The organism is Enterobacter cloacae complex sp. ECL352, assembly GCF_020149545.1.
GTDB classification, from domain to species: domain Bacteria; phylum Pseudomonadota; class Gammaproteobacteria; order Enterobacterales; family Enterobacteriaceae; genus Enterobacter; species Enterobacter asburiae_B.
Genome location: NZ_CP083709.1, coordinates 1,060,317 through 1,072,410, shown reverse-complemented (window position 1 = coordinate 1,072,410; position 12,094 = coordinate 1,060,317). Strand labels below are relative to the sequence as shown.

The following is a 12,094-nucleotide window of genomic DNA, read 5'->3' as shown; positions in this document are numbered from 1 at the left end:
CTTCCTAAGGAAAGCATAAAAAAAACATGCATACAACCGCCTGCGAGCCTCAGTTCGCTTGCTTTTATTACAGTTCCAAACGTAACATTGAGGCTCTTGTTCGCACAGAGGATGGCTCATGTTCACGGGAAGTATTGTCGCGCTTGTTACACCGATGGATGAAAAAGGTAATGTCTGCCGGTCAAGCATGAAGAAGCTCATTGATTACCATGTCGCCAACGGAACCTCGGCGATCGTTTCGGTAGGGACTACCGGTGAATCCGCAACGCTGAGCCACGACGAGCACGGCGATGTGGTGATGCTGACCCTGGAACTGGCGGACGGACGTATTCCGGTCATCGCGGGGACAGGGGCTAATGCAACCGCAGAAGCTATCAGCCTGACCAAACGTTTTAACGACAGCGGCATCGTGGGCTGTCTGACGGTGACCCCTTATTACAACCGTCCTACTCAGGAAGGTTTGTTCCAGCACTTCAAAGCCATCGCTGAACATACTGACTTGCCACAAATTCTGTATAATGTGCCGTCCCGTACCGGTTGCGATATGCTGCCGGAAACCGTTGGTCGTCTCTCGGAAGTAAAAAATATTATCGGTATTAAAGAGGCGACAGGGAACTTAAGCCGCGTTCATCAGATCAAAGAGCTGGTTTCAGACGACTTTATCCTGTTGAGTGGTGATGATGCGACCGCGCTGGACTTTATGCAGCTCGGTGGTCATGGCGTGATCTCCGTAACGTCAAACGTTGCGGCGCGCGATATGGCTGAAATGTGCAAACTGGCCGCAGCCGGTCACTTTGATGAAGCGCGCGTCATTAATCAGCGTCTGATGCCGCTGCACAATAAATTATTTGTCGAACCCAATCCGATCCCAGTGAAATGGGCATGTAAGGAGTTGGGGCTTGTAGCAACCGATACGCTGCGTCTGCCAATGACACCGATTACCGACCACGGTCGTGACATCGTCAGGGCGGCGCTGAAGCATGCCGGTTTGCTGTAGAGTTTAGGGAGATTTGATGGCTTATTCAGTACAGAAGTCGCGCCTGGCGAAGGTTGCGAGTGTTTCGCTTGTTATGCTGCTCGCTGCCTGTAGTTCAGATTCGCGCTACAAGCGCCAGGTGAGCGGTGATGAATCCTATCTGGATGCGACCCCGCTTGCTGAACTTCACGCACCGGCTGGTATGATCCTGCCGATTCAGAACGGCGATTATAATATTCCCGTGACCAACGGCAGCGGCCTGGTCGGTAAAGCGCTTGATATTCGTCCGCCAGCACAGCCTCTGGCGCTGGTGAGCGGGGCGCGTACCCAGTTCACCGGTGATACGGCGTCTCTGATGGTTGAGAGCGCGCGCGGTAGCACGCTGTGGCCGCAGGTTGTCAGCGTCATTCAGTCGAAGAACTACACCATCGATAAACGCGATGACGCCAGCCAGACGTTAACCACCGACTGGATCGAATGGAACCGCCTGGATGAAGACCAGCAGTACCGCGGTCGTTATCAAGTCTCCGTTAAACCACAGGGTTACCAGCAGGCGGTTAACGTTAAGCTGTTGAACCTGGAGCAGGCGGGTAAACCGGTTGCGGATGCCGCGTCCCTGCAGCGTTACAGTACCGAAATGCTGAACGTGATTGCCGCGGGTCTGGATAAGACCGCTACCGATGCCGCCAACGCCGCGCAGAGCCGCAACGGCGCGACCTTCGATGTGCAAAGCGGTGCGGATGATACCGGCCTGCCAATGCTGGTGGTGCGTGCACCGTTTAACCAGACCTGGCAGCGTCTGCCAGCGACGCTGGAAAAAGTGGGCATGAAAGTGACCGACAGCACGCGTTCAACCGGCAGCATGACGGCAACGTATAAGCTGCTCTCCGACAGCGCATGGCAGGAACTGGGCGCGAAAGATCCTCAGCTTGCCTCCGGTGACTACAAGATTCAGGTAGGCGACCTTGATAACCGCAGCAGTCTGCAGTTTATCGATCCAAAAGGTCATACGCTGACCCAGTCGCAGAACGATGCGCTGGTCGCTGTCTTCCAGGCAGCATTCAGCAAATAAATACGAGGGCTGGTGAATCCAGCCCTTTTTATTTTAGTGCTACGCAAACGTGTGCGTGGCATAATATCCCCAGTTTTGAACACAAATCATCACACCAGGAGTAATGAAGATGCAGAAGCAAGCTGAGTTGTATCGTGGCAAAGCGAAGACCGTATACAGCACGGAAAACCCGGATCTGTTGGTGCTCGAGTTCCGCAATGATACGTCAGCAGGGGATGGCGCACGCATTGAGCAGTTCGATCGTAAAGGCATGGTGAACAACAAGTTCAACCACTTCATTATGACCAAACTGGCCGAAGCGGGCATCCCGACCCAGATGGAAGCGTTGCTGTCCGATACGGAATGTCTGGTGAAGAAACTGGATATGGTTCCGGTTGAGTGCGTTATTCGTAACCGTGCGGCGGGCTCCCTGGTGAAGCGTCTGGGCATTGAAGAAGGTATCGAACTGAATCCACCGCTGTTCGACCTGTTCCTGAAAAACGATGCGATGCACGACCCGATGGTCAACGAATCCTACTGCGAAACCTTCGGCTGGGTGAACCAGGAGAACCTGGCGCGCATGAAAGAGCTGACCTACAAAGCCAACGACGTGCTGAAAAAACTGTTTGATGACGCGGGCCTGATCCTCGTCGACTTCAAGCTGGAGTTTGGTCTGTTCAAAGGCGAAGTGGTGCTGGGCGATGAGTTCTCACCAGACGGTAGCCGCCTGTGGGATAAAGAAACTCTGGATAAAATGGACAAAGACCGTTTCCGTCAGAGCCTGGGTGGCCTGATTGAAGCGTACGAAGCGGTTGCTCACCGTTTAGGCGTTAAGCTCGACTAACTCCCTCACTTGCCAAAGGATGTTCCCATCCTTTGGCGTCTTACCTTTGTTTCCTATGGTAATCTTGCCGTTAACCGCCTACGATCATAGCTATTATAAATGGAATAGTTCGAGGTGGTTATGCGCTGGCAAGGGCGTCGTGAAAGTGACAATGTAGAAGACAGACGCAGTGATGGCGGCGGCGGTCCTTCAATGGGTGGGCCAGGCTTCCGGTTACCCAGCGGCAAGGGCGGTATCATCCTGCTGATTGTGGTTTTAGTCGCGGGCTACTACGGCGTTGACCTCACCGGGTTGATGACCGGTCAGCCGCTGCAGCAGCAGGAGCATTCTCAGCGCTCCATCAGCCCGAATGAAGATGAAGCGGCCAAATTTACCTCCGTTATTCTCGCCACAACAGAAGACACCTGGGGTCAGCTGTTTGAGAAGATGGGGCGTACCTACCAGCAGCCGAAGCTGGTGATGTACCGGGGGGCAACCCGCACCGGATGCGGTACCGGGCAATCTGTGATGGGGCCGTTCTACTGCCCGGCAGACGGCACCGTCTATATCGATCTCTCTTTTTACGATGACATGAAACGCAAGCTTGGCGCTGACGGTGATTTTGCCCAGGGCTACGTGATTGCGCATGAAGTCGGCCATCACGTGCAAAAGCTGCTGGGGATTGAGCCAAAAGTGCGCCAGCTTCAGCAAAATGCGTCTCAGGCTGACGTGAACCGCCTTTCCGTTAAAATGGAGCTGCAGGCGGACTGCTTCGCGGGCGTCTGGGGCCACAGCATGCAGCAGCAGGGCGTGCTGGAATCCGGCGATCTTGAAGAGGCGTTAAATGCCGCTCAGGCTATCGGTGACGACCGTCTTCAGCAGCAAAGCCAGGGGCGCGTCGTGCCGGACAGCTTCACTCACGGTACTTCACAGCAGCGCTATAGCTGGTTCAAACGCGGCTTCGACAGCGGCGATCCGGCGCAGTGTAATACCTTCGGCAAAGCGATGTAATGTTGCAGTTTGAACAGCTGATAAGCGAGCTTGAGCGCACAGGCCATCGTCGGCTGGTGGTGCTCAGCGGTGAGGCGCAGTGGACGTTAACCCAGGCGCTGACCCTGCGTGACGCCTTGCCCGGAGACTGGGTAAGGCTTGACGAACATCCTTCAAAAGCCATCAGCGGCCTGCTGGGACGCGAGTTCCGGCATGCCGTTTTTGACGCCAGCGCCGGGTTTGATGTCGCCGCATTTGCCGCCCTGAGCGGAACGCTGAGCGCCGGAAGCCTTCTGGTGCTGCGGGTTCCGCCGCTTGATGCGTGGCCCGGGTTGCCAGACAGCGATTCACTGCGCTGGAGCGACAGCGCCGAAGCGATAGCCACGCCGCATTTTGTCCACCATTTCTGCCGGACGATTGCCGCCGATCCCGACGCTATTGTCTGGCTTCAGGGCTGCGGGTTATCCCTTCCGCCTTTACCCGAAGCGCCAGACTGGCAGCCTGCCAGCGGCGCACCGCAGCGCGAGCAGGCTGAGATCCTGGATGTGCTGCTGGGGATGCCGGAGGGCATCGTGGCCGTCACCGCCGCGCGCGGGCGAGGAAAATCAGCCCTGGCGGGAATGCTGCTGAACCGCATTGCCGGCAGCGCCGTGGTTACCGCACCGTCGAAGGGGGCGACGGATATCATCGCCCGCTTTGCCGGAGAGCGTTTTCATTTTATGGCCCCGGACGCGCTGCTTGCCTCTTCATACCAGGCTGACTGGCTGATTGTCGATGAAGCCGCTGCGATCCCCGGACCTCTGCTGGAAAAGCTAGTTGCCCGTTTCCCTCGCGTGCTGTTGACCACCACGGTGCAGGGATATGAAGGGACGGGTCGGGGATTCTTGCTTAAATTCTGCGGTCGGTTTACCGGGCTGCAGCGCTACAGCTTATCTACACCGGTACGCTGGGCGGCGGGCTGCCCGCTTGAGCGGGTTGTTGCCAGCGCGCTGCTGTTTGACGATACGCTGATTGACCGACGCCCGGAAGGGGAGGTGCGTTTAACGTCCCTGACGCCGACGGCATGGGAAAGCCGCCCGGCGCTTGCAGCGAGCGTATACGAGCTCCTCTGCGCGGCGCATTATCGTACCTCGCCGCTCGATTTACGCCGCATGATGGACGCGCCCGGGCAGCAGTTTGCCGTTGCCGAAACGGACCCGGATATCGCCGGGGCGCTCTGGCTGGTGGAGGAGGGCGGGCTCTCCCCTGAGCTTAGCCGCGCCGTATGGGCAGGATATCGGCGTCCGCGCGGTAACCTGGTGGCGCAGTCTCTTGCGGCGCACGGCGGCTCTCCGCTGGCGGCGACGCTCAGAGGACGACGGGTCACCCGCATTGCCGTACATCCTCACCGTCAGCGGGAAGGGATTGGCCAGGCGCTTGTTCGCGGCGCCAGCGGCGAAGATTATCTGTCGGTGAGCTTTGGCTATACCGATGGGCTGTGGCATTTCTGGCAGCAATGTGGGTTTGTGCTGGTGCGGATGGGCAGCCATCGTGAAGCCAGCAGCGGCTGCTACACCGCCATGGCGTTGCTGCCCCAGAGCGAGGCCGGGCGTCAGCTGTGCGAGCAGGCGCAGCAGCGTCTGAAGCGCGATGCGCGGGTGTTATCGGCCTGGAACGGTGAAAAGATCCCCGTGGAAGACGGCTGGGAAGCTACCCTTAATAATGACGACTGGCTGGAGCTGGCGGGGTTTGCTTTTGCGCATCGGGCGTTTTCAACCTCGGTTGCCGCACTGACGCGGCTGTTGTTAACCGTGGACATGCCGCTTCCGGCCCTGCGCGGGAAAATGGACGGAAAAACGGAAGACGTCGGGCGAAAAGCCTTGCTGGCAACGTTGCGGAATGAAACCGCGCAAGCGATTGAAAGTATTGACTATCCGCGCTGCCAGCAGCTGAAAGAAGATATTTTGCAATGGCAATTTTTTCAATGACTTCTTCAGTAAAGTGGCATGGTCATTCACGTCCGGAGGCGTAGAATCCAGGTCATCTATTAAGGAGACCACCATGAAACACGACCATTTTGTTGTTCAAAGCCCTGACAAACCGGCTAAACAGTTACTGCTTCTGTTTCATGGCGTTGGCGATAATGCCGTCAATATGGGTCAGATTGGCAGCTGGTTTGCGCCCGTTTTTCCGGAGGCATTAATTGTCAGCATCGGTGGCGTAGAGCCATGTGGTCCGAACGGGCGCCAGTGGTTCTCTGTTCAGGGCGTGACGGAAGAGAATCGTCAGGCTCGCATCGACGCCATCATGCCGACCTTTATCGACATCGTCCGCTACTGGCAGCAGCAGAGCGGCGTAGGTGCTGACGCGACCGCGCTGATTGGCTTCTCGCAGGGGTCAATCATGTCGCTGGAAAGCGTAAAAGCGCAGCCGGGTCTGGCGTCACGCGTCATCGCGTTTAACGGCCGTTTTGCGACGTTACCGACAAGCGCGACCACGCAGACCACGATCCACCTGATCCACGGTGGTGAAGACCGGGTGATTGAGCTATCGCATGCGGTTGCCGCTCAGGAAGCGCTGATTCGCGAAGGTGGGGACGTGACGCTGGATATCGTTGACGAGCTGGGCCACGCGATTGACGACCGTAGCATGCAGTTCGCGCTCGATCGTTTGCGCTATACCGTACCGAAGCACTACTTTGATGAAGCGCTCAGCGGCGGCAAGCCGGATAACGATGATATTGTAGAGTTTATGTGAGGTTTCCCCCTCTCCCGGGGAGAGGGGAACTTAACGATTATTTCTTCTGGTCCTTCTTCGGCCAGTCGTCGTCATCGTCCCACTTGTCGTTAAAATCACGGTGCGGGGGAAGATCCGGTTTGTTGGCGAGAAATTTTTTATGGTCAACGCGCTTAAGATCTTTAATCACGTTCAGCAGTACGCCGACCAGAAAAACTAACACCAGAATCCACCAGTACTTTGAAAGCCAATCCATTCGCTATTCCTCTCAGAGCGTTCGTCAGGCGACGAGTTGCTCCATAATACGTTGATACATACGGGCCAGCAGTTGCAAATCTGCCGCATTGACACACTCATTGATTTTATGAATGGTTGCGTTCACTGGACCCAGTTCGACAACCTGGGCACCCATACGGGCGATAAAGCGCCCGTCTGAGGTGCCACCCGTTGTCAGCAGCTGTGGCTTAATTTCATTATAGTGCTCGATGGCGTTCACCACCGCATCCACCAGCTTACCGCGCTGCGTCAGGAACGGCTGGCCGGAAAGCCACCACTCCACGGTGTAGCGCAGGTGATATTTTTCCAGCAGCGCGACGACGCGCGCCTTGATCATCTCATCGGTCAGTTCGGTGCTGAAGCGGAAGTTGAACTGGACGAAGTAATCGCCCGGGATCACGTTGTTGCTGCCGGTCCCGGCCTTGACGTTCGCGATCTGCATGCTGGTTGGCGGGAAGAATTCGTTGCCTTTATCCCACTCGATGCCCACCAGCTCGCTCAGCATCGGCGCAGCGCGATGGACCGGGTTATCGGCCAGATGCGGGTATGCAACGTGCCCCTGAACGCCGTGAATGGTCAGGTTACAGGTCAGCGAGCCGCGGCGCCCATTTTTGACAACATCACCCACCACTTCGGTACTGGACGGCTCACCGACCAGGCAGTAGTCGAGACGCTCGTTACGCGCCATCAGCGCTTCAACAACCTTCACGGTGCCGTTATGGGCGCTGGCTTCTTCGTCGGAGGTGATTAAAAACGCCAGACGGTTTTTGTGGTTTGGATGCTGAGCCACAAAGCGCTCTGCCGCCACGACCATCGCCGCCAGGGAGCCTTTCATGTCTGCCGCGCCGCGACCAAACAGCATGCCGTCGCGGATGGTCGGTTCAAACGGCGGGTTGATCCAGCGATTCGCGTCACCGGCGGGAACGACGTCAGTATGCCCGGCAAAGGCCAGCGTTTCGCCCTGTCCGCGCCACGCCCAGAAGTTCTGGGTATCGCCAAAATCCATGCGTTCAACGGTAAAACCGATGGCACGCAGGCGCTCAATCATAAGTGCCTGACAACCTGCGTCGTCCGGGCTAAGGGAAGGACGGCGAATAAGCTGCTGAGTCAGCTCAATGACCGGGCATGACATAAACTACACCTCAACGAAAAAAGTCGGAATAAAGGGTTTCACTGAAACCCAGCAGCATAGGCTGCCCTGGCGCGCAGAGCAATGGGCGTTTGATAATTGCCGGCATCTCGAGCATCAGTTTTGCCGCGCTGTCGGCGTTGTTGATGCTGGCGCGCAGAGATTCGTCCAGCTTACGCCAGGTGGTGCCGCGGGTGTTCAGCAGGGCTTCCCACCCCAGCTCGCCGATCGCGCTATGCAGAAATTCTGCATCAAGCCCATCGGCTCGGTAATCGTGGAAACGGTACTCCACGCCGTTTGCTTCCAGCCAGCGGCGGGCTTTTTTGATGGTGTCGCAATTTTTAATGCCGTACATCACAACCATGGTGAATCCTTTTGACCTAATGATGATTAAATGTTCAGTAAATTCGAAGATATATCCTTAAGTGGAATATAACACATTCATGAATCGTCTGGATTTACGCTTCTTCTTAATTCAACTCACATCTGTACGCTGAATATTCTTTCACCCTTTAAGCATAGATGTCCATAAAGTTTAAATTTCGAATAAACTCAGCGGGTAAAATAAAACTCACCCGTTCGGAGGGTTATTTCAAAATATTGCTAGCCGTCACAAAAAATTGAGGCCTCTCCGTTCATATTTATCATAAATCCCCGCAGGACGTGGGGTACAATCACAGCAATTGGTTAAATAGTCTTCACAATGATGGTCCGTTTTTGTAGAATGCGCATAATAATAAGAGAGGTTGTTATGATTGAACGTGAACTGGGGAACTGGAAAGATTTTATCGAAGGCATGCTTCGTAAATGACATTCAGTAAGAATTGCAAGAGCACTAAAATAAGTAAAATAACCATAGTGTGAATTAATCACACAATAAAAAGGCGGCCGATAAAACCGCCTTTTTTTATTTCAATCACTTACTCAGCCCGTTCCTTTAGCGGGAAGCGACGACGCACCAGCACAAAGAACAACGGCACGAAGTAAATGGCCAGGATGGTTGCCGAAATCATGCCGCCCATCACTCCCGTCCCGACGGCATGCTGGCTGCTGGAGCCTGCACCCGTACTGGTTGCCATCGGCAGTACGCCAAAGACAAACGCCAGCGACGTCATCAGGATCGGGCGTAAGCGCTGACGGCAGGCGTGCAGCGTGGCGGCCATCAGCTCGTGGCCTTTGGCATTCATCTCGTTGGCAAATTCAACGATCAGAATGGCGTTTTTCGCCGATAGCCCAATCACGGTGAGCAGACCCACCTGGAAGTAAACATCGTTCTCGAGGCCGCGCATCCAGGTCGCCAGCAGCGCACCGATAACCCCAAGCGGCACGACCAGCATGACCGAGAACGGTACCGACCAGCTTTCATACAGTGCGGCTAGGCAGAGGAAGACCACCAGCAGAGAGAGCGCGTAAAGTGCGGGAGCCTGTGCCCCGGAGAGACGCTCCTGGTAGGACATGGCCGTCCACTCCAGACCAAAACCGGCGGGCAGCTGCTGGACCAGTTTTTCCATGGTATCCATAGCGGTACCGGTACTGACGCCCGGCGCAGCTTCCCCGACGATTTCAACCGCAGAGTAGCCGTTATAGCGCTCCAGACGCGGCGAACCGCTCTCCCAGTGCGAGGTGGCAAACGCGGAGAACGGCACCATGCCGCCAGCGTTATTCCGGACAAACCAGCGGTTTATATCATCCGGCAGCATGCGGAACGGCGCGGCGGACTGGACATACACTTTTTTCACGCGGCCGCGATCCATAAAGTCATTCACATAGCTCGAGCCCCACGCCGTTTGCAGGGTGTCGTTGATATCGTTGATCGACACGCCTAGCGCCTGCGCCTTACGCTGATCGATATCCACCTGGAGCTGCGGGCTGTCGTCAAGACCGTTATGGCGAACGCGGGTCAGGCCAGGATCGTTGCCCGCCAGCGCTAACAGCTTATCGCGTGCCGCCATCAGCGCCGTGTGGCCCGCGCCGGCGTGATCCTGCAGCTCCATATCAAACCCGGCGGAACTGCCCAGACCGCTTATCGCCGGCGGGCTGCTGGCGAAGACGCGCGCCTCTTTAATATGCGCAAAGGCTTTGGTTGCGCGTTCAATAATGGCAAATGACGTTCCGGTTTTGGTATCGCGCTCGTCCCAGTCCTTCAGGCGGACGAACATGCGGGCGACGTTCTGCCCGTTTCCGCCCGGGCCAGAGCCCACGGTGGAGAAAACCGACACAACGTTATCTTTCTCTTTGGTGAAGAAGTACTGCTCCACTTTCTGGACCACTTTCAGCGTCTGCTGCTGCGTTGCGCCGCTCGGGAGCTGCACCGAGGTGGTGAACATGCCCCGGTCTTCCATCGGCAGGAACGAGGTGGGGAGATGCATAAACAGCCAGACCATGCCGCCCAGCAGCACAACGTAAATCATCATCCAGCGCAGGCTGCGATGGAGCACGCCACCGACGGCAGATTCATACCGCGCGGCATTGCGGTTGAACATCCGGTTAAACCAGCCGAAAAACCCTTTTTGCCCGTGCTGCTCTCCTTTGTGCAGCGGTTTCAGAATGGTGGCGCACAGCGCAGGGGTGAGGATCAGCGCCACCAGCACGGAGAGCACCATCGCCGAGACAATGGTTATCGAGAACTGACGGTAAATCGCCCCGGTGGTGCCGCCAAAGAAGGCCATCGGGATAAAGACGGCCGACAGCACCATCGCGATACCGACCAGCGCCCCCTGAATTTGCCCCATGGATTTGCGCGTCGCCTGGCGCGGCGAGAGTCCTTCTTCGCTCATGATGCGCTCGACGTTTTCAACCACCACGATGGCATCATCCACCAGAAGGCCAATCGCCAGCACCATCGCAAACATCGTCAGGGTGTTAATGCTGTACCCGAACGCGTAAAGCACCGCAAAGGTCCCCAGCAGCACCACGGGGACGGCAATGGTTGGGATCAGCGTCGCGCGGAAGTTTTGCAGGAACAGGTACATCACCAGGAATACCAGCGCGATGGCTTCCAGCAGGGTCTTCACCACGTCCTCGATCGACGCTTTAACGAAGGAGGTGGTTTCATAGGCGACTTTGTACTCCAGCCCGTGCGGGAAATACTGTGAAAGTTCGTCCAGACGGTCTAACACCAGTTTTGCCGTGGCCATTTCGTTTGCGCCGGACGCAAGCTTTATCCCCAGACCGGAGGCCTGATTGCCGTTAAAGCGGCTCAGGTAGTCATATTTTTCCGCCCCCATTTCCACAGTGGCGACATCGCCCAGACGCACTTCCGACCCATCCTGATTCACGCGCAGGGTGATGTTGCGGAACTGGTCCGGCGTCTGCAGCAGGGATTGCGAATTGATGGTGGCGTTCAGGGCCTGCTTATCGACGGACGGCGTTCCCCCCAGCTGCCCCACCGCAATCTGGGCGTTCTGGGCCTTGATGGCATTCGTCACGTCGGTTGCCGTCATCTGGACGCTGTTCAGCTTGTTGGGGTCGAGCCAGATGCGCATAGAGTACTGTGAGCCGTAGGCGTCGATATCCCCGACGCCGTTGATACGGCTGATGGGATCCTGAATATTACTGGCGACGTAGTCGGCAATGTCCTGTTTATCCATCGAGCCATCTGTCGAGACAAACGCGATGGTTAAAATGTTGGTATCACCGGTTTTACGCACGGTCACGCCCTGATTCTGCACCGCCTGGGGCAGCTTGCGCATGGCCGACTGCAACTGGTTTTGCACCTGCTGCACCGCTTCGTCCGGGTCGGTGCCCGCCTTAAAGCTCAGGGTAACCGTCGCCTGGCCCGTGGCGCTACTTTGCGAGGACATGTACATCAGGTTATCCAGACCCGTCATGTTCTGCTCGATAACCTGCGTCACGGTGTTTTCCAGCGTTTGTGCGGAAGCGCCGGGGTAGTTTGCTGTTACGCGCACGTTAGGCGGTGCCAGATCGGGGTATTGCTCAACAGGCAGTGAAGTAATCGCCAGGACACCTGTCAGACACAACAGGATGGCAAGCACCCAGGCAAAAATGGGGCGATCGATGAAAAAATTCGCCATGAAAGAGTGACCTCGTTTTGCTGCACGTCATTATTGTTTATTGCCCGCATAACTTTAGCGGTAAGGCCCAGGTCAAACGTGGAGAAATAAAGGAGATAAT

At 56.4% G+C, this 12,094-nt stretch carries 11 protein-coding genes; 7 read left to right on the top strand and 4 right to left on the bottom strand.

Features of this window, described 5'->3' with window-relative positions; translation table 11 throughout:
* Nucleotides 1-118 precede the first annotated feature (118 nt).
* The 6 genes from dapA (at nt 119) to ypfH (ending at nt 6,576) form a co-directional block, all read left to right on the top strand.
* The gene (gene dapA, locus LBF07_RS05165) at nt 119-997 is read left to right on the top strand and encodes a 4-hydroxy-tetrahydrodipicolinate synthase (protein ID WP_033146170.1); all 879 of its coding nucleotides are present in this window, start codon (nt 119-121) and stop codon (nt 995-997) included.
* A 16-nt stretch (nt 998-1,013) separates the two neighbouring features.
* Complete coding sequence (bamC, locus tag LBF07_RS05160; protein WP_206461928.1) at nt 1,014-2,048, top strand: outer membrane protein assembly factor BamC; 1,035 nt, start codon at nt 1,014-1,016, stop codon at nt 2,046-2,048.
* Between the two features lie 109 nt (nt 2,049-2,157).
* The gene (gene purC / locus LBF07_RS05155) at nt 2,158-2,871 is read left to right on the top strand and encodes a phosphoribosylaminoimidazolesuccinocarboxamide synthase (protein WP_032659350.1); all 714 of its coding nucleotides are present in this window, start codon (nt 2,158-2,160) and stop codon (nt 2,869-2,871) included.
* Nucleotides 2,872-2,991: 120 nt separating this feature from the next.
* Complete coding sequence (locus LBF07_RS05150) at nt 2,992-3,861, top strand: neutral zinc metallopeptidase (protein WP_033146168.1); 870 nt, start codon at nt 2,992-2,994, stop codon at nt 3,859-3,861.
* Nucleotides 3,861-5,807: a tRNA(Met) cytidine acetyltransferase TmcA gene (locus LBF07_RS05145; RefSeq protein WP_094934577.1), complete on the top strand. Its 1,947-nt coding sequence runs from the start codon at nt 3,861-3,863 to the stop codon at nt 5,805-5,807. Before LBF07_RS05150 ends, LBF07_RS05145 begins: the two co-directional genes overlap by 1 nt.
* A gap of 73 nt (nt 5,808-5,880) precedes the next feature.
* The gene (ypfH, locus tag LBF07_RS05140; RefSeq protein WP_039263710.1) at nt 5,881-6,576 is read left to right on the top strand and encodes an esterase; all 696 of its coding nucleotides are present in this window, start codon (nt 5,881-5,883) and stop codon (nt 6,574-6,576) included.
* A 37-nt stretch (nt 6,577-6,613) separates the two neighbouring features.
* Here the strand turns inward: ypfH and LBF07_RS05135 are convergent, their stop codons facing one another.
* The 3 genes from LBF07_RS05135 to LBF07_RS05125 are packed head-to-tail and all read right to left on the bottom strand — an operon-like array spanning nt 6,614 to nt 8,324.
* Nucleotides 6,614-6,811, bottom strand: a complete 198-nt coding sequence (locus LBF07_RS05135; RefSeq protein ID WP_014171111.1) for a YpfN family protein — start codon at nt 6,809-6,811, stop codon at nt 6,614-6,616.
* Between the two features lie 24 nt (nt 6,812-6,835).
* The gene (gene dapE, locus LBF07_RS05130; RefSeq protein ID WP_094934576.1) at nt 6,836-7,963 is read right to left on the bottom strand and encodes a succinyl-diaminopimelate desuccinylase; all 1,128 of its coding nucleotides are present in this window, start codon (nt 7,961-7,963) and stop codon (nt 6,836-6,838) included.
* Nucleotides 7,964-7,973: 10 nt separating this feature from the next.
* Nucleotides 7,974-8,324 (bottom strand): ArsC family reductase, encoded by a 351-nt coding sequence (locus LBF07_RS05125; RefSeq protein ID WP_023332980.1) that lies wholly within the window; start codon nt 8,322-8,324, stop codon nt 7,974-7,976.
* Between the two features lie 387 nt (nt 8,325-8,711).
* Between LBF07_RS05125 and ypfM the strand changes: the two genes are divergently transcribed.
* A complete protein-coding gene (gene ypfM / locus LBF07_RS05120) occupies nt 8,712-8,771 on the top strand; it encodes a protein YpfM (RefSeq protein WP_015572204.1) in 60 nt (19 codons plus the stop codon).
* 109 nt (nt 8,772-8,880) lie between these two features.
* Here ypfM and acrD read toward each other — a convergent pair whose 3' ends face one another.
* Nucleotides 8,881-11,994: a multidrug efflux RND transporter permease AcrD gene (gene acrD / locus LBF07_RS05115; protein WP_087823082.1), complete on the bottom strand. Its 3,114-nt coding sequence runs from the start codon at nt 11,992-11,994 to the stop codon at nt 8,881-8,883.
* Nucleotides 11,995-12,094: the final 100 nt, after the last annotated feature.

Bases quoted from the DNA above. Each gene is read 5' to 3' on its own strand.
- bamC (WP_206461928.1), top strand. From the start codon at position 1,014: ATGGCTTATTCAGTACAGAAGTCGCGCCTGGCGAAGGTTGCGAGTGTT.
- purC (WP_032659350.1), top strand. From the start codon at position 2,158: ATGCAGAAGCAAGCTGAGTTGTATCGTGGCAAAGCGAAGACCGTATAC.
- LBF07_RS05150 (WP_033146168.1), top strand. From the start codon at position 2,992: ATGCGCTGGCAAGGGCGTCGTGAAAGTGACAATGTAGAAGACAGACGC.
- dapA (WP_033146170.1), top strand. From the start codon at position 119: ATGTTCACGGGAAGTATTGTCGCGCTTGTTACACCGATGGATGAAAAA.
- LBF07_RS05145 (WP_094934577.1), top strand. From the start codon at position 3,861: ATGTTGCAGTTTGAACAGCTGATAAGCGAGCTTGAGCGCACAGGCCAT.
- LBF07_RS05135 (WP_014171111.1), bottom strand. From the start codon at position 6,811: ATGGATTGGCTTTCAAAGTACTGGTGGATTCTGGTGTTAGTTTTTCTG.
- LBF07_RS05125 (WP_023332980.1), bottom strand. From the start codon at position 8,324: ATGGTTGTGATGTACGGCATTAAAAATTGCGACACCATCAAAAAAGCC.
- dapE (WP_094934576.1), bottom strand. From the start codon at position 7,963: ATGTCATGCCCGGTCATTGAGCTGACTCAGCAGCTTATTCGCCGTCCT.
- acrD (WP_087823082.1), bottom strand. From the start codon at position 11,994: ATGGCGAATTTTTTCATCGATCGCCCCATTTTTGCCTGGGTGCTTGCC.
- ypfH (WP_039263710.1), top strand. From the start codon at position 5,881: ATGAAACACGACCATTTTGTTGTTCAAAGCCCTGACAAACCGGCTAAA.